Below are 16,113 nucleotides of genomic sequence, written 5' to 3'. Positions count from 1 at the left end.
AAGGCAACTCCCGACGCCGCTCTAACCGCAAGGCGTCGGGAGACTGGTTGAATTCCGGTTATGGGCTGATTCTCAGTCGAGAATATAGTACCTCGGGTTGGTGGGCACTCCCGACATCAAAACTTCATAATGCAGATGAGGTCCGCTGGATCTTCCGGTATTGCCCACTCGAGCTATTTTTTGCCCGCGCTTTACTTTTTGTCCGACCTTGACCTCGAATTTACTCAAATGACCGTAGCGGGTCACCAGGCCGTGGCCGTGGTTTATCATGACCATCTTGCCGAAGCTTCCCCTGCGGCCGGCATAGGTGACCACTCCGTCAGCCGGGGCGACAATAGGGGTGCCTTTTTTATTGGATATGTCTATACCGGCGTGGAATTGTTTTTTGCCCGTAAACGGCGAGGTCCGGTTGCCGAAACCGCTTGTGACCCAGCCCTTGACCGGCCAGATAGAGGGAGTGGAGGCCAGAATGGAGCGCCGCTCTTTAAGGAATTTGGCGAGTTCTATCTGGACCTGACGCTCTGCGTCACCGGCTGCGTAAAGGTCATCCAGCTCCTGACGCATATAGGAGAGCTGGCGGTCCCGATCGGAGTGGGCCAGGCGGATGCCGGGTCCGTGTTCCGACTTGTCCGGGCCGCCCATGCCGAAGATCCCGTCATTCTCATTGGGCTTTTCCAGGTTGGCCAGGATGCGCAGGCGATGGTTGAACTCTTTAAGTTTTTTCATTTCGTCTTTAAAGTCGGTCAGACGCTTGGCAAAGGCTTTTACCTGGGCCGAGTGGTGCCTGTTCTGTTGCTCCATGGCCTTGAGATCGGGTAACTGCTTGCAAACAGTCTGATATTCCCGGAACCAGAAAATACTCATGCCTATGGCTGCGATGAGGAGAGCAAAAAAGGAGGGGACCAGCCAGGGCGGCATAGAAAACCGTCTGACTGTGTTAGTGCCTTTCGGTATTACCAATACAGTGTATTTTTTAGCCACAACTTACCTTATTGGGAGAGCTTGCTTGATGTTAATTTGACCTTGAATCAATTAGCACATTATACCCTTAAAAGTCAACCGCACCCGGTCCGGGAAACGGTCCGGATAATGCCTTTTTTACGGACCGCTGACTGACATTTCGGTTACAAGGGCCGAGGCGCAGCCTGTAGTTCCAAAGAATCTAAAATCATTGGCTATTTCTTTCATAGCCTCAAAAACTTTCAGGATGTTGCCGGCTATGGCGATTGATTTCACAGGTGAAGTCAGGGTTCCGTTTTCTATGAGGCGTCCGGCCGCACCAAAGGAAAAGTCCCCGCTTATGGGGTCCGCTGTGTGGCCGCCCAATATCTCGGTTATAAAAATGCCTTTTTTCAGGCCCGATGCCAGTTCGGCTGTGGTTTTGAGCCCCGGCTCCAGGATAAGGTTGTTGAATCCCACCGAGGGCGGGGCTTTAAGTGAACCTCTCACTGCGTTGCCGGTGCTTTGGCCCCCCTGAAAATGAGCCCAGAGGCAATCGTAGATAAAATTTTTAACCACGCCTTTTTCCACCAGGCTGGTGCACCGGGTGGGAGTGCCCTCACCATCAAAGGGCCTGGTGCCGGGACCTTTGGGGTAAAGTCCGTCATCTAATATAGTAACGGCAGAGTTTAAAATCAGCTTTTCCTGTTTGTCGGCTAGTAGTGAGCGTCCTTTGAACACGCTCTCACCGCTCATGGAGGCGCTTAAGATGCCTAAAAATTGTGCCACCACCTGGTTTTCCAGGATAACGTCATAAAGTCCGTCTGAGACGGGTTTGCCGCCCAGGTTGGCCACAGCCCTCAGACCCGCGGCCCTGCCGACATCCACCGGGTCCAGGTCCGCCAGAAAGCGGCTGCCCCTGCCTTCAAAGCCAACCTCCTGTTCCCCGTTTTCTTCGGCCAGGGCTTCGGCCCCGATTGAAAAGTAGGTGGATTTGTGAGAAAGGTCAAGACCGTTTGAGTTGAGCAGATCAAGGTGGCTTGTGTATTCTTCTATTCCGGCAGGATAGACATGGCTTATCCTGGGGTCCGCCTCCCTGGCGGCCCGGGCCAGGGCCACAGCCCGTTTTTGTTTTTCGCCCAAGGGCTCATTCAGGGCTTCGGAATCAAAAACCTCGGTTTCAGAATATTCCGCTCCGGCTGAGGGCAGGCTCCCGCTGAATTCAAGTTCACTCGCCTTGGCCGAGACCAGGGCCTGGTCAACAGCCCGGGCCAGTTCCTCCCTGGTCCCTCCTATAAGGTAGGAAAAACCCAACCGGCCTTCTTTTATAACTCTTATGGAATAGCCCAGGCTTTCAGCCTGGGAAAATTTATCAACCTTGTCATCCCTTACGCTCAGTTCGAGACTTTGGGTGCGGCTGGCTATTACTTCCCAATGATCCGCATCACTGGCCTTTAGCAATCGTCCGGCTTCTGTTATTTCGGATTTTCGTTTCATGATTAAAGCTCCAGCAACATGGCGGTTTCAGTGCAGTCCGGAAAATTAACGCACTTCACACAATCCGCCCATATTTTGTTGGGCAATTGTTTTTTACTGGTTTTTTTGAACCCTATTTTGTTAAAAAAATCGGGAATGTAAGTTAAAATAAAGATTTGGTCGAACCCCCTGGCCACACTTTCGGAAAGGCAGCTCTCCACCAGCTTTTTGCCCCATCCCTGACCCTGGTCCTCCGGCAAGACCGCCAGGCTCCTCACTTCGCTTAAAGACTCCCAGCAAAAATGAAGAGCGCAGACCCCCACCAGACGGCCGTCTTTGTCCTGGGCCACCACGAAGTCGCGCAGATATTCGTAAATGTCGCTAAGCGGCCTAGCCAGTAAGCGGCCTTCCCGGCCATTTTCTGCCAGGATCTTGTGGATGAAAGGAACGTCTTTCTGGTTTGCCTTTCTTATCAAGTGGCTATTTTTCCTTTCGTGTGATAAAGGCGGCAAATTTGTATTTGTGCTTCATGCGCGCCACAGAGGATTGGGCCAGGTCCAGGGTGTCAAAAGGGCCCACTCTGACCCGATAGCGCAGGCCAACGCCCTTGACCATGGTCTTTTTGATATAGGCCGGGTGACCCGCTTCTTTTAATTTTCGGGCCAGGCTCAAAGCCTGGGCAGGCTCCTTCATGGAGGCAACCTGCACTGTGTATTGACCTTTATTCTGCTTTTCGGAAGAAGGTTTCTTAACCGGTTTTGTTGTTTCCTTTTTCGGCGGAGTACCGGCGGCAACCCCATCATAAAATGACAGGGTCCTGGGCGGCAAGGGCTCGGTGCCCGCTGTTTTGACGGGCTTGTTTTGTTTGCCCATCCAGCTTTGCCATAGAGCCAGCTGTTCTTCGGTGGCCAGTTTGCCTTGGCCCACCCAGATTCCCAGGACAAAGGCCCAGCAGATTAGAAAAATGCTGAACACGGGCCAGATATAACGCCATATCCGGCCTGTTTGCCTTGGTGTACCGGTGTCTTTCGCCACCCTTACATAACCTCCGGCGCGCTCACACCCAAGAGTGCCAGGCCGCCGGCCAGCACCTGGCCCACAGCCCGGGCCAAGAGCATTCTGGCCTGGGCCAGCTCCTGATCATCCACCATGATGCGCCTTGCGTTGTAAAAGGAGTGGAACTGGCCCGCCAGCTCGCCCAGGTAATAGGTTATCCGGTGCGGTTCCAGAGAAGCGGCCGCCGCGGCCACCACCTCAGGGTATTCGTTGAGCTTGCGGGCAAGGGCTATTTCGTCCTTTTCCTTAAGCTTGGCCAGCTCCACCTCTTTGGGCTTCTTGGGCTCAAGGCCGTTTTCCTTGGCCTTCCTGAGCACGCTTTTCACCCTTGTGTGAGCGTATTGTACATAGTAGACCGGGTTGTCCATGCTCTTTTGCTTGGCCAGCTCCAAGTCAAAATCCAAAGGAGAGTCGGAGCGGCGGGTGAGGAAGATATAGCGGGCGCTGTCTGAGCCGACTTCGTCCACGACCTCCCTTAAGGTGACGAATTCACCCGCCCGGGTGGACATGGCAACCGGTTCGCCCGCCCGGAGAAGGTTTACCAGCTGGACCAGAACGATCTCCAGGTCCCCGGGCTTTTTACCCATGGCCTCCACGGCTGCCTTTAGCCTGGGGGTGTAACCGTGGTGATCAGCGCCCCAGACATTTATCAGCCTTTCAAAGCCCCTTTGAAATTTATCAAGGTGATAGGCGATATCACTGGCAAAGTAAGTGGTCTCCCCATTGGAGCGGCGCACCACCCGGTCTTTTTCATCGCCAAATTCCATGGCCCTGAACCAGAGGGCATCGTCTTTTTCATAGAGGCGGCCCTGATCGGATAGCTCCTTAAAGGCCTTTTGCACTCCGCCTTGCTCAACCAGGTCATTTTCCGAATACCAGGTCTCTATATCCACCTGAAAGGCCTTGAGGTCGTCTTTGATGCCGTTTAGGATGCGGTCCCCGGCCCAGGCCGCGGCCCTGGTCACCGCCTCGGGATCGTTTATATCCGGAGCCGTGTCAAAGCCGTTGACCTCAAGGTACTCGGCTGCCAGGTCCTTAATATATTCTCCACGATAGTGGTTTTCCGGAAAAGGCAACTCCGGGTCTTTTATCTCGGCGGCCCGGGCCAATACTGAACGCCCCAGGGTGGCCATTTGATTGCCCGCGTCGTTGATGTAATATTCCGTGCCCACTTGAAAGCCTGAGAAGGCCAGCAACCTGGCCAGCACATCGCCCAGAACAGCTCCCCGTCCGTGCCCCACATGCAAGGGGCCGGTGGGGTTGGCCGAGACAAATTCCACCATGACTTTTTTGCCTCCGCCCCAGGAGCCTTTGCCAAAGGTTTTTCCTTTCTCGAGGATTTCGGGGAGGATGGCCAGCCAGGCTGTGGGGCTCAAGGTCAGGTTGATGAAGCCGGGACCGGCTATCTCGGTCTTGGCAATGAGACCGTTTATGTCGCCCAGATTGTCCAGGAGTTTCTGTGCTATGACCCTGGGGTTCATGCCAAGGGGCCTGGCAAGCTGCATGGCCAAGTTGGCGGCCAGATCGCCGTGGGACTCTTGTTTGGGTCTTTCCAGCACAAAAGCCACATCCGGGCAGGCGGGGAGATCTCCTTTTTCAAAGGCTGCTTCAAGTGCGTTTTCAAAAGCCTTGATTATGGTTTGTTTCATTGATCGTGCTTTCCGTTCTCAGGCAGGGCAGCGTCCCTTGTAAAATCCGGGCATTTATTGATGCTGCTTTGTTGAATGGTAAATTTTTTTTTACAGTTGGCGCGCCAGGCGCATATTGCGCAGATCTGTATCTCAGCAGCTGCGGTTTTTGTCCTTTGCGAATCGCTCATAGGGCAGCTCCAGGCATTGGTTGCAAGCTTATCAAAACTAACCTGCCCCAAGGTGATGGTCAAGCACGGCGAACAAAACCCTTGCATTCAGGCCCGGAGGCCTGAGGCTGTTTTGAGCCCGAAAGGAGTTTTCCCCTGGTCGGAGCGGCCCCTTGCAGAAGGAGATTCCCGGTTTTGACCTGGTCGGAGAGCCTTTTGATTTTCTTGAATTTTCTATACCAGCTACAGGGGGTAAGGCAAGTTTTGTTTACAAAGAAAGCACCTTAAAAAGAAAAAAGCCCGGCTTAAGCGGGCCCGGGCTTGCAGTCCTTTGATCGACGGCTGGAAAATGCGCCATGAAGACACCCTTAATCGTTTTTTTGTTTTAAGAATCCATTTGCCGGACAATTGAATTGTAATCACTTAAAATGTAATAATTGTATATGCTTATCCAAAGTGAGCCGAAACTGAACGGCATCTGGTAAAACCCAATGGGTTATGAGATAAAAAAAACCCGGGCCAAATAAGGCCCGGGTTTGGATTGCTTTAATTGAGCTTGTTAGTTGAAAAATTTCCGGCGTCTCCTCCACAGGCCCAGTCCCAGGGCCGAACCCACCAGAATAAGGCTGGCCGGTTCGGGGGTTGCCGAAGCATTGATTCCAGCTACTGAGAAGTCGTGATGCTGACCTTCGGGAACCGGGTTTAAGGCATAAAACTCGATGGTCGTCACCGGCCCGGAGTTCAAGCTGATCAGTTTTACTCCATTGGTGCTGCCGGAGACCTGGCTCAGATCGGCCAGGAATTTAACGGCTGCTCCGCCGTCAAGGCTGTAGTAGCCTTCTTCCTGGTACTGCCTGCTTCCTTCATAGAAAAGGTCGGTCAGGTTGAAGCTGGAGAGGTAGACCGGCTTGTCAAAGGAAAGCGTCAACTTTTCAAGCTTGTCCACTTCGTCCTCTTCGTTGCCCCTGACCCCGAAACCATCGGTGTTGTCCCAATAAAGGGTGTTGGCTCCACCTGAAGCGGTAATGGTAAGATCCGCATCCAGGGAAGACACATACCTGGTGATGGATGTCTCGGTTGTTGATCCCGGATTCCAATAGCTGTTTAAAAAGTCAATAAATGCTGCCTTGGCGGGCACTGCGGACAGGGCCACGGCCAAAGCCACCAATCCAAGAATTTTTGTTACACGTGCCATGGCTGTCCTCCCTAACTGGTATACTTATAGATGCTATAAAATATAGTGCTAAAGTGGGACATATGCAAGGAATAAATCAAAATTTAAATCTGGACTTTACAATATCGGTTCAAACGCTAGAATTGGGTGTTGCTTGCGCCTGTAGCTCAGTTGGATAGAGCAGCGGCCTTCTAAGCCGCGGGCCGGGGGTTCGAATCCCTCCAGGCGTACCATATGTTATTTCAAGGGGTTGGATTGAAAGGTCCGACCCCTTTTTTGTGTGTTGGCTCATTTGCCTTTTGCTTGAGGCTAAAGGAGAGGCTTGTGACCAAGCAGGCTTCGCAGTCGCTTTAAGGCACTAAACCATCCCCCTATAACTCCCGTCCGCTAAAATTTCGGGGGGATGCGATACTGCTGTACTGCTAAAAGTTTGTTGTTGCGGGATATAATATCTAATCGCCGTTTTGGATCAATTCCTTCCAAAGGGCGATAATCGCCGGGGTGCGATCCTTTACCGCCTTGGAGGTGCGCACCAGGCCTGCCTTGTCAATCGGCACTCCTTCCAGTGCGTTGGGGGACAACTCCGGCGGTTCCTGTCTGATGGAATCTTTGAATCCCTGGTTTCTGGAAACAAAGTCAGCCAGTTGAATGGCATAGACAATGGGGGCGTAGGTCAGTGAGGGGGTGGGGTGGTGATGCCTGGCGATAACCTCCTGCAGCATGGGGGGCAGCTCCCACTGTTCAGCCAGGGCGGAGCCGATCTGTTCATGGGAGATATCCAAGGCCTTTTCCGCCTCTTCAAAAGACATCTCCCCGTTTTTTACTTTGGCTCTAAGCAGCTCCACTTCATCCGGGAAAAAGGCGGCCAAAACCACCTTGCCTATGTCGTGCAGCAAGCCTGCGGTAAAGGCCTTTTCAGGTTCTATGGCTGAGGTCTGTTCTCCCAGGAGTTTGGCTGCCTCGGATACGGAAAGGGAATGCAGCCACAAAAGCTGGGCCAGTTCCTTGTTTTTAAAGTTGGCCGGATGCAGGAAATTGGTAAGGCTGAGCCCCAGGCAAATATTGCGAACCTCACTGAAACCAATGGCAACCACGGCCCTTCCCACGGTGGTAATTTCCTTGCGAAATCCATAATAGGCGCTATTTGAAACAGCCAGCAGCTTGGCTGTGAGGGCCTGGTCGTTTTTTATTATTTTTTCCATGTCCTTAGCTGATGACAAAGGGTTGTCCAGGGTGGCAAGAATCTTAGTCAGCACTATAGGCAGGGTTGGGATATTTCGTATTTTTTTTAACTTAAAACTCATACTTAGTTTTCCTTGACTAAATAGCGCATAGTCACAACCAGGTCAACCATCTGAATCTAAGAACATTTTCATACATAATATGGCCATGGGTCAAAGGGATTAGTTGGATTGGTTGGCTCCAAATAGGATTTTCCGGGCCAGGTCTTCACTTTCTCTAAGGGCGTGGGCAAGACGGCTCTTAACTAATGGCCTGGAGAAGATAAAACCCTGCACCTCATCAACTTCATTATGGAGGAAGAATCTTAATTGGTCTATGGTCTCCACCCCTTCGGCGATAACCTTGAGCCCCATTGCCCTGGCCATGGATATGATGCTGATCACAATAGCTACGTCGCTGGGATCGTCTGGGAGCCCCTTTACAAAGGAGCGGTCAATCTTAAGGACATCTATAGGGAATCTTTTTAAATACTTAAGAGAAGAGTAACCGGTTCCGAAATCATCCAGGGAAAGGCTTATGCCCATTTGACGCAGATCGTCCATGGTGCCGATGGCCCCTTCGACGTTATGCATCACGGCGCTTTCAGTGAGTTCCAAATCCAGGGCGCTGGGCGGAAGCTCGCACTCGGTCAGAATTTCCGCCAACATTGATGCCAGATCGTGCTGCCAAAGCAGTTGCCTGGTGGAGAGGTTTATGGAGACCACCAGGTCTTCCATGCCTTGATTTCTGAGTTCCTTGGTGGTTAGGCAGGCCTGGCGCAACACCCATTCCCCCAGGGGCACAATCAGGCCGCTTTCTTCGGCCAGGGGAATAAACTCGGCAGGTGACACCATGCCAAGATCCGGCCTGTCCCAACGCACCAGGGCCTCCATTGCCCCCACCTTGCCGGTGGCCAGATCGAATTTGGGCTGATACATCACCACAAATTCCTGGTTTTGGAATCCTTTTCTAAGATTGGATTCCATTATCAAACGCCTGGTGACATTGGTGTGCATGGCAGGACTGAAGAGCTGGAAGCGACGCTTGCCCTGCTTTTTGGCCTGATACATGGCCAGATCGGCGTTTTTGATTAAGGTTTCCGGGTCGCCGCCATCGGTGGGGAATATTGTCAGCCCTATACTGGCGCTGAGGGTCAATTCATGACCCTCGTATATTATGGTGCGGGAAAGCATCTGGATGATTCGCCGGGCCACCTTTACCGCGTCTTCCGGCTCGGCTATCTCGGGAATCACAACCACAAATTCATCCCCGCCCAGGCGGGAGACCGTGTCCTCGGCCCTCATGCAGGAGAGCAGCCTGGCGCCCACGGTCTTGAGCATCTTATCGCCCACCGAGTGTCCCAGGCTGTCGTTTATGGTTTTGAAATTGTCCAGGTCCAAAAAAAGGACAGCCAGTTGAACTTTGCGCCTTTTGGCCTGGGCCACAGACTGTTTCAGGCGTTCGTAAAACAGCACCCGGTTGGGCAGGCCGGTGAGGGGGTCATGATGGGCAAGGTGAATAATTTTATTTTTGCTGAGCCGGCTTCCTTCCAATTCCTTAAGAGTGGCCAGACAGTGGGCGTTTTGACTTCCGGTGGATGGAAAATGCTCCACATCCAGCCAGATGAAACGCTCGCCTTCCACCATTTCGTGTAAAAGCGCGGCGCCTTGCCAGCTTCCCGATCTGGCTGCCGCTTCCCACACGTGCTTGTAGTAGTTGTGGTCGGTGGAGTCCGGGGAGTGCAGATTAAGCGAAGAACCCACTGCTTGGTGGGGACTCATGCCTGTCATTTGGGTGAAGGCTTGATTTGTCTTTAAAATTAACCCCCTGTGGTCTGTAACCGCCGTGGCGACCCCCAGGCGGTCAAAAGCCCAGGCCTGCAGGTTGCGCTCCCTCTCCGTATTGAGTGAAGCCCCGCTGTTTTCGGCCATCATAACCACCAGCTCCCGATCCGTCCCCAGGGAGAGCAGGCAGCAACTAAGCCTCACCGGGATGATTTCCTGGTTTCTGGTGACAAACTCGGCCGCAAAAACAGCCGGTGATTCCGATAGGGTGGGGATGCGGGGCGGCTTTTGGGGCAGGCGAATAAAGCGGTTTGTCTCCATGCCGGTGAGTTCATTTTTGTTGTAGCCCAATAACAGGCAGGCAGGCGGATTGGCTTCCAGACATGGACCGCGTATGGCTCCTTCATGGGAGCTTGAGATAATGCAAGGGTGCCCCACCAGCCCCATGAGCGCCTGAAACAAAGAGTTGGTGCTGGGAATAGAGGTGACGCCTTCTAATTCAGCGGCCAAGGAAGAGTTATCGGTAAGATTGGCTACAATCTCCGCTATATCCTGATCCTTGAATTTTTTATCTGAATCTTGAGCGTCACTCATGGGCAAGCAGGTCCTGGTGTTTAAAGTTTTTGTGAATTTAAGATTAAATAAAAACAGCCTATATTTTTTTTATTCGCCGCATTGTCTTTATTCGTCTTATAAACACCGCTCCATTTTAATTTATCGGCCACTTGGTGCGGTTTCTTGAATTGATCTTTGATTATCGTTGATAACTGCTGGTCATCAATAAAAAAATAATTTTTACTTCATTGGGGCGAAGAGCTTGACTTCACACTTGGTGATCACCAGCCAAAAACACGTTTATCATGGGGGGATACGGCCTCCCCTCCTAACGGGCCCTGTTGTGATTTTAAGCGTTTGAAGTATTTTTTTAGCGTTTTGCCCCGCTGTTAGTCTGCCCCAAAAAAAGTACGCTCCTCTTCCCAATAATAATTTGATAATTTAAAAATTGCTATAAAAAAAAGATGGTTAAAGGAAAGATAAGATTTTATCACGGTATTGGGTAGTAAATAATTAATCATATTGTTTTAATTAATTATTTATTAGCCTGATTATCTAATTTTTAAAAATAACTTGAATTGAGTCACTATAATTCTTTAAGGGAAAACAGGAAAGGGCATTACGGAGAAAAGAAAACAGCATAGTTCAAAGATCTGCGATTTATCCTGAAACCAGCCGACCACGCGAGATTTGCGGCCGGCTGGTTTCAGCTTGAAATGATCAGAGTTTTTTGGTTGAGAGCCTGAGGCTGTTCATAACCACTGTAAAACTGGAAACGGCCATGGCTCCGGCAGCCATAGCTGGATGTAAGTCTCTGATAAAGCTTGGCATCCAGCTTACATAGTGAAAAGCACCGGCGGCCAGGGGCACCAGGAGGATATTATAGAAAAAGGCCCAGAAAAGGTTTTCTTTTATGGTGCGCATGGTGGCCTTGGAAAGACGGATGGCTCTGGCCACGCCTGTGATGTCATCTCCCACCAAGGTGACGTCGCCTGCCTCCATGGCTACATCCGTGCCGCTGCCGATTGCAATGCCAACATCCGCCCTGGCCAGGGCTGGGGCGTCATTGATGCCGTCACCCACCATGGCCACCAGGCCCACTTTTTCCTGGGCCTTCTTCACTTCCGCCTCTTTGTTTTGGGGTAAAACACCCGCTACAACCTGTTCAATACCCACTCGTCGCGCAATGGCCCTGGCTGCCTGCTCATTGTCGCCGGTAACCATAACAGGGGTGATGCCCATTTCCTTTAATCTGGCAATGGCTTCTTTTGCCTCGGGCTTTTCCTGATCCGCCACAGCCAGAAGCCCGGCCATTTCGCCGTCTATCTCCGCCAGCATGACGGTTTTACCCTGGGAGGCGATCTCGTTGACCTGTTTTTTCAGGGCAGGGTTCAGCACGGCTTCGCCGTTGAACCAGTCGGGCTTGCCGATCCGGACTAAAGAGCCGTTAACCCTGGCCTGGACTCCGCTGCCGGTCTGGGACTGGAATTCATCGGGTTCCATAATTTCAAGGCCTTTTTCCCGGGCCCCGTTGAGAACGGCTCTGGCCAAGGGGTGCTCCGAGCCTTTTTCCGCCGATGCCGCCAGGGCCAAAGACTGGTCTGCCTTACCGTTTAAGGGAATCCAATCGGTGAGAACGGGTTCACCCTTGGTTATGGTGCCTGTTTTGTCGAGCATCACGGATTTGAGCCTATGGGCCGTTTCCAGGGATTCGCTTGATTTAAAGAGAATTCCCATGGTGGCCCCCTTGCCGGTGCCGACCATGATGGCCGTGGGCGTGGCCAGACCCAGGGCGCAGGGGCAGGCGATAACTAAAACCGCCACCATGCGGATCATGGCGGTTACGAATTCACCAGCCGCATACCACCATACTCCCAAGGTTATCAGGGCCAGGATGATAATGGTGGGTACAAAGATCGCCGAGACCTGGTCGGCCAGGCGCTGGATAGGGGCCTTGCTGCCCTGGGCCTGGCGAACCAGTTGAATGATGCGGGCCAGGGCTGTTTCAGACCCCACGCCTGTGGCCTTTATTTTAAGCGCGCCTTCCTGGTTCACAGTGGAGCCAAAGACCGTATCACCGGTTTTTTTATCAACCGGGATGCTCTCACCTGTCATCATGCTTTCGTTTACCGAAGATTCACCCTTGATGATCTCGCCGTCTACGGGAATAGCCTCACCAGGGCGCACCAGGACCACCTGGCCTTTTTGTACGGCCTGGGCCGGGATATCCCGTTCCACACCATCTTCATCCAACACGTGCGCCGTCTTGGGACTCAAGTCCATAAGGGCCTTGATCGCCGCCGAGGCCTTTCCCTTGGCCCTGGCTTCCAACAGCTTGCCGAATTTGATCAGGGTTATGATCATGGCCGAGGTTTCAAAGTAGACATGGCTCCCCAGGCCGGGGAACAACAACAGAGCCACGGAATAGACATAGGCCACCGAAGAGCCCAGGGCCACCAGCACATCCATGTTGGCGCTGCCGGCTTTTATGCTTTTGTACCCGCCGATATAGTAACCCAGGCCGGTGTAGAACTGCACCGGCGTGGCCAGAGCCAGGAAGAACCAGTTAACCCAGGCGGCATGGGCCCACTCCCCGTAAAGCCCGAAGTCCCGCCCCATACTTAGAATGAAAAGTGGAATGGTGAATAAAAGCCCCACCCCAAAGGCCCTCTTTTGGACGGCTAGTTCTTCTTCCCTGGCCTTTTGCTCCACATCATGCAGGGAATCCTCGCCTTCAGCGGGGACAACCAACTCGAATCCGGCTTTGTGTACAGCCTCGGCCATCAGCTCCGGCCCGGTTTCTCCGGGGGCGTACTCAACGGTTGCCGTTTCCGTGGCAAAGTTCACATTGGCCGATTTGACGCCGGGCACTTTTGTGCTTAAAGTGCGTTCCACGTTTGCCGCGCAACGGGCGCAGCTCATCCCAACCACCGGCATCTCAAGGGTGCGGGTGGCTTGGGGTAGAACCAGGTTGAAACCAGCCTGCTCCACTGATTGGGCAATGGTTTTGAGGTCGGTGACTTCTGGGTCGTAATCAATCGAGGCGGACTCAGTGGCAAAATTTACATTGGCCTGTTCAACCCCGTTGGTTTTCTTTTGTAAGGTTCTTTCGACGTTTGCCGCGCAGCGGGCGCAGCTCATCCCCACCACGGGCAACTCCACATGTTTTGAACCCAATTTGTCTCCCTCCTGGGTTTATGCAGCTGGATAGCCGATCTCATTTAACAGGGCCGCGATTGTTTCCCAGTTGGCCGGTTCTTCCCAGGTGATAGTCACATCCTTACTCTCTACATCACCTTCCACCTTTAAAACCCCTTTAATTTCTCCCACTTCTGTTTTGACAGTATTAAGGCAGTGGCCACAGGCAATACTGGGAATGTTTATCTTCTTTTCCGGCATTGTAATCTCCTGAAGAATGTGGTTAATTTTTTTAGTACCACTTAATAAGATAAGAATCAAATAAAAAAGTGCCACTATTATTTCCTATAAAAATACTATACTTGGCTGCGGGGGGCGGCAGGGGTATTATAATAATGCAGTTCCATAGTGGATTCAGCTTATGAGAGGGAAGCGGCAATTGCAGACCAAGCGACCGAACTGTTTCAAATGCAGGCATTTTGCTCTTACCTGGCAGAAACAGAGGCCCTATATATGCAAGGCCATGGGGTTTCAGTCCAGAACCATTCCCTGGCAGGTGGTGGTGAGAACCTCCGGCAAACCCTGTCTTTTATATAGCCCCAAACCGGAAAAGCCTCCTAAAAGGCCTGGTAAATGGGTTTGATTTTTACTGGTGCCTAATACATTAAAGTGGATGCCGATTCGGTAAAAGACCATGCAGTTGGGGAGCCTTTTCAGACTTAAGCGCTATTTCCTTAAAAAACGAGCTGTTATGCGCCCAGCGTGCTCATGGGCGAACACTTGTGCGCCAAGAAAAAGTGATGTGCCATAAATTAACCCCTGGGCGGGGTTTGCCGTCCAGGGGTTTTCAGTGGGAGAGTATGTCTGCTCTTCCGAACGAGGCGGGGAGCCGGTGTTTTACCAGGCCGGGTCCCAGGGGATATCCGATTCAACCTGACCCAGGGGTAGGGAAAAACGGTAGTTGCGGACCTGCCCCAGCACCTTTATCGGCATTATCATCAGTAATTGATCATCTGAATCAACCACCGGCCTGCCCGAGTGCCTGGCAGGTAAAAGGCGCATGGCTCCGTCTCTTTCTTCCCGGTCGGCCGGGCGTAAAAGGGTGCTCACTGTGCCCTGGGGCTGCACTCGGGTGGGGCGCTGGGCAGTCACCGGATCACCGTATTGCACATTATCGGTAATAATGCTGTGGGGCCTGCCGTCCAAATCGATGTAGTTGATCAGATTCCAGTCTATGACCACGGGGCGGTCTGTTTTATTGATCAGGGTGAACTCAAAATTATAGGCTTTATCCGGGAAAACAGAGAAACGGGCCGTGAACGAGTCTTCGTCAAAGACCATTTGGTTGCTGTTCGTGTTGTAGGTCAGCTGGTAGTTCAGGGACCTTTCATCATCCATGATCTCTTCGTTTTGGTAATAGGAGACTGCATCCGGTGATCCGCAACCCAGAAAGAGCGTCGCCGCCGCGCAGACAATGCCCAAGGCCAATAGCCTGGATGTTTTCATCTTGCCTCTCTTTTTTGCTGTGTTATGACCGTGAACCGCAAAGATTGATTGCCCGGGTTTTTGGCAAAGCATGGCCCGGCATTCTATAAATACCTGAAAAATGAAAAAACAAACTACTGTGTTTAAAATTTTGCCCACAAAAAAGGCGCTACTTCACCCGGCGCAGAACAGCTACGCTGCCGTGGCTGTGGGCAGGTCGGGTCGCAGGATTCCGGGCAGGCTCCACAATCAGGGGCCTGGTCATGTAGCGGGGAGTGACTGCGGCGCAGACTCCGATCATCCCGGCAAAAGGCCAATGCCCCACTTGTAATGAAGGCCAGGTTGTGGCCCCGCTCCAGGCCTGGGGAACCGGTCCCAACACTTCCCGCACCAGCCTCCACAGGCTAAGCAGGCTGAAAGACCTTCTTTGTTGCAGGGGATTATAAGGGCTGAGATAACGCCAGGTGATCGGCCCAAAGGAAAGGAAGTTCATGGTGATGATGCAAAGGCGGCTGGCTGAAACCCTGGCGGCCTCGGCCAACACCTGGGCGGGTCTGTCCACCAGCTCCAGGGTGTTCATCATGATTACCGCGTCAAAGCTGTTGTCTTCATAGGGCAGATCATGGGCGTCGCCTAAGTCGATTTCGCAATTAGGCCCCAGTTTTTTGGCAGCCATATGGACAGCCACAGGGCTCATGTCCAGGCCGTGCGCCAAAAGGCCCCTTTGCCTTAAGTGCTTTAGATGCAATCCCAGGCCGCATCCCACATCAAGAACCCGCCAGCCCTTTCGGCAATCCAAAATCGTGTCCAAAAGCCTTGTGGTCATACTTTGGTATTGCATCCCTTGGGCGGAGTCGAGCCAGGCTTCATAGGCCGCCAGTTCTTTTGCGTCAAATATCTTGTCCATACCTTTACTGTAATATAGTGTAGATGCTAAGGCAACTTGAACCATACTGGCGCCTGCATCATAGGTGTGCTATGTTTTTAAATAACGGGGTTTTTTCTTATAAAGCCCCAAAGCTCCCAAGGGGGGATCGGGGAAAAGGGGCTTATCCCATTTAAGACCTGGTCCGCATCCTTTTTCCCTGCCGGTTGAAATAACGTGCTGTTGAAAAACAGTCAGTCAGGTGTGCCGGTTTTAAATCAAGCATTTTTATCAGCCTGGCAAAATCACGTTTTTACCGGGTTGGGATTGAAAAAGTCCGGGATGGTCTTTTTCAACAGCCTGTGAGTCGTTCTACGGTTTTTCTTTGCCAAGGGAAGTGTTTTGAAGATGCGGCGATCCCAAAGGCCTCATGGCCCTGCCTTTTATCCCAGGCCGCTCGGCTTTGAGGAAGTGACACGGCACAGGAATATTCACTGTGGGCTTTACGGCATTTGCCTGCAGGTGGTTATAAAGAGGCGCTGGCCTTCTTTCTCCTGTGTGGACTGCTCACTGTGGCCGGAAAAGGGGAAGCAACCCCACGCCGCCGGGCCGGCAACTGTTC

General features: G+C 52.3%; 13 protein-coding genes and 1 tRNA gene. 2 read left to right on the top strand and 12 right to left on the bottom strand.

Annotated features, from left to right (window positions below; translation table 11 throughout):
• Positions 1 to 72: 72 nt before the first annotated feature.
• The 6 genes from X474_RS08165 to X474_RS08140 all read right to left on the bottom strand — a co-directional run bounded on the left by X474_RS08165 (position 73) and on the right by X474_RS08140 (position 6,464).
• Positions 73 to 918 (bottom strand): M23 family metallopeptidase, encoded by an 846-nt coding sequence (locus X474_RS08165; RefSeq protein WP_052515004.1) that lies wholly within the window; start codon positions 916 to 918, stop codon positions 73 to 75.
• Between the two features lie 180 nt (positions 919 to 1,098).
• The gene (locus tag X474_RS08160) at positions 1,099 to 2,436 is read right to left on the bottom strand and encodes a TldD/PmbA family protein (RefSeq protein ID WP_044348045.1); all 1,338 of its coding nucleotides are present in this window, start codon (positions 2,434 to 2,436) and stop codon (positions 1,099 to 1,101) included.
• Between the two features lie 2 nt (positions 2,437 to 2,438).
• On the bottom strand, positions 2,439 to 2,891 hold the full coding sequence (locus X474_RS08155; protein ID WP_044348043.1) for an N-acetyltransferase: 453 nt from the start codon (positions 2,889 to 2,891) through the stop codon (positions 2,439 to 2,441).
• A gap of 4 nt (positions 2,892 to 2,895) precedes the next feature.
• The gene (locus X474_RS08150; RefSeq protein ID WP_044348042.1) at positions 2,896 to 3,450 is read right to left on the bottom strand and encodes an SPOR domain-containing protein; all 555 of its coding nucleotides are present in this window, start codon (positions 3,448 to 3,450) and stop codon (positions 2,896 to 2,898) included.
• A 2-nt stretch (positions 3,451 to 3,452) separates the two neighbouring features.
• The gene (gene argS / locus X474_RS08145; protein ID WP_044348040.1) at positions 3,453 to 5,120 is read right to left on the bottom strand and encodes an arginine--tRNA ligase; all 1,668 of its coding nucleotides are present in this window, start codon (positions 5,118 to 5,120) and stop codon (positions 3,453 to 3,455) included.
• A gap of 708 nt (positions 5,121 to 5,828) precedes the next feature.
• Positions 5,829 to 6,464 carry a PEP-CTERM sorting domain-containing protein gene (locus tag X474_RS08140; RefSeq protein WP_044348039.1) on the bottom strand — a complete coding sequence of 212 codons (636 nt, stop codon included), beginning with the start codon at positions 6,462 to 6,464 and terminating at the stop codon, positions 5,829 to 5,831.
• Positions 6,465 to 6,599: 135 nt separating this feature from the next.
• On the opposite strand from X474_RS08140, the gene X474_RS08135 reads away from it, so the two are divergent.
• Positions 6,600 to 6,676 (top strand) — tRNA-Arg (locus X474_RS08135).
• Positions 6,677 to 6,895: 219 nt separating this feature from the next.
• On the opposite strand, the gene X474_RS08130 is transcribed toward X474_RS08135, so the two are convergent.
• The 4 genes from X474_RS08130 to X474_RS08115 form a co-directional block, all read right to left on the bottom strand.
• Positions 6,896 to 7,747, bottom strand: a complete 852-nt coding sequence (locus tag X474_RS08130) for an HDOD domain-containing protein (protein WP_044348037.1) — start codon at positions 7,745 to 7,747, stop codon at positions 6,896 to 6,898.
• A 99-nt stretch (positions 7,748 to 7,846) separates the two neighbouring features.
• Positions 7,847 to 10,042 carry a putative bifunctional diguanylate cyclase/phosphodiesterase gene (locus X474_RS08125; protein WP_052515003.1) on the bottom strand — a complete coding sequence of 732 codons (2,196 nt, stop codon included), beginning with the start codon at positions 10,040 to 10,042 and terminating at the stop codon, positions 7,847 to 7,849.
• 681 nt (positions 10,043 to 10,723) lie between these two features.
• Positions 10,724 to 13,180, bottom strand: a complete 2,457-nt coding sequence (locus X474_RS08120; RefSeq protein ID WP_156360677.1) for a heavy metal translocating P-type ATPase — start codon at positions 13,178 to 13,180, stop codon at positions 10,724 to 10,726.
• Positions 13,181 to 13,198: 18 nt separating this feature from the next.
• Complete coding sequence (locus X474_RS08115) at positions 13,199 to 13,477, bottom strand: heavy-metal-associated domain-containing protein (protein WP_231688307.1); 279 nt, start codon at positions 13,475 to 13,477, stop codon at positions 13,199 to 13,201.
• A gap of 103 nt (positions 13,478 to 13,580) precedes the next feature.
• Here X474_RS08115 and X474_RS25550 point away from each other — a divergent pair, with 103 nt between their 5' ends.
• Complete coding sequence (locus X474_RS25550; RefSeq protein WP_231688306.1) at positions 13,581 to 13,784, top strand: uracil-DNA glycosylase; 204 nt, start codon at positions 13,581 to 13,583, stop codon at positions 13,782 to 13,784.
• A gap of 254 nt (positions 13,785 to 14,038) precedes the next feature.
• Here X474_RS25550 and X474_RS08110 read toward each other — a convergent pair whose 3' ends face one another.
• Together X474_RS08110 and X474_RS08105 are read right to left on the bottom strand one after the other, a co-directional pair.
• Positions 14,039 to 14,647 (bottom strand): hypothetical protein, encoded by a 609-nt coding sequence (locus X474_RS08110; RefSeq protein ID WP_156360676.1) that lies wholly within the window; start codon positions 14,645 to 14,647, stop codon positions 14,039 to 14,041.
• 148 nt (positions 14,648 to 14,795) lie between these two features.
• The gene (locus tag X474_RS08105; protein ID WP_044348032.1) at positions 14,796 to 15,533 is read right to left on the bottom strand and encodes a class I SAM-dependent methyltransferase; all 738 of its coding nucleotides are present in this window, start codon (positions 15,531 to 15,533) and stop codon (positions 14,796 to 14,798) included.
• Positions 15,534 to 16,113 lie beyond the last annotated feature (580 nt).

This window comes from Dethiosulfatarculus sandiegensis (genome assembly GCF_000931935.2).
In the GTDB taxonomy this organism is placed as follows: domain Bacteria; phylum Desulfobacterota; class Desulfarculia; order Desulfarculales; family Desulfarculaceae; genus Dethiosulfatarculus; species Dethiosulfatarculus sandiegensis.
Note: the sequence above shows the minus strand (reverse complement) of the source record. Positions and strands in the feature narration are given on the sequence as shown.

Excerpts from the sequence above, each read along its gene's own strand:
- X474_RS08140 (WP_044348039.1), bottom strand. The coding sequence starts at position 6,464 with ATGGCACGTGTAACAAAAATTCTTGGATTGGTGGCTTTGGCCGTGGCC.
- X474_RS08125 (WP_052515003.1), bottom strand. The coding sequence starts at position 10,042 with ATGAGTGACGCTCAAGATTCAGATAAAAAATTCAAGGATCAGGATATA.
- X474_RS08165 (WP_052515004.1), bottom strand. The coding sequence starts at position 918 with ATGCCGCCCTGGCTGGTCCCCTCCTTTTTTGCTCTCCTCATCGCAGCC.
- X474_RS08110 (WP_156360676.1), bottom strand. The coding sequence starts at position 14,647 with ATGAAAACATCCAGGCTATTGGCCTTGGGCATTGTCTGCGCGGCGGCG.
- X474_RS08160 (WP_044348045.1), bottom strand. The coding sequence starts at position 2,436 with ATGAAACGAAAATCCGAAATAACAGAAGCCGGACGATTGCTAAAGGCC.
- argS (WP_044348040.1), bottom strand. The coding sequence starts at position 5,120 with ATGAAACAAACCATAATCAAGGCTTTTGAAAACGCACTTGAAGCAGCC.
- X474_RS08105 (WP_044348032.1), bottom strand. The coding sequence starts at position 15,533 with ATGGACAAGATATTTGACGCAAAAGAACTGGCGGCCTATGAAGCCTGG.
- X474_RS08130 (WP_044348037.1), bottom strand. The coding sequence starts at position 7,747 with ATGAGTTTTAAGTTAAAAAAAATACGAAATATCCCAACCCTGCCTATA.